Source organism: Mesorhizobium sp. WSM4830 (assembly GCF_055811495.1).
Genome location: NZ_JBVVQI010000138.1, coordinates 1 through 257, shown reverse-complemented (window position 1 = coordinate 257; position 257 = coordinate 1). Strand labels below are relative to the sequence as shown.

General features: G+C 51.8%; 1 protein-coding gene. It reads left to right on the top strand.

Annotated elements, in window-relative coordinates; all coding sequences use genetic code 11:
- Positions 1–257 (top strand): HAD family hydrolase (locus tag AC0L2Y_RS34705; protein ID WP_473562356.1); only part of this gene is annotated, 257 nt, incomplete at both ends.

Genomic DNA, 257 nt, shown 5'->3' with positions numbered 1-257 from the left:
TCTCGGCATGCAGCTCGCGGATGCGGAGACCACATCGCTCGAAGTATCTCCGCCCGGGATCACAAAGGCCAGAGGATTGGAAATCTTATGCGAGTATCTGAATATTCCCATTGAGAAGACCGTTGCCGTAGGTGACGCGGATAATGATCTCGACGTACTCAGAGCTGCCGGTCTTGCAGTCGCAATGGGCAATGCAAATGAGCATGTGAAGGAAGTATGCGATGTTGTCGTGTCGGATAACGATCATGACGGAATTG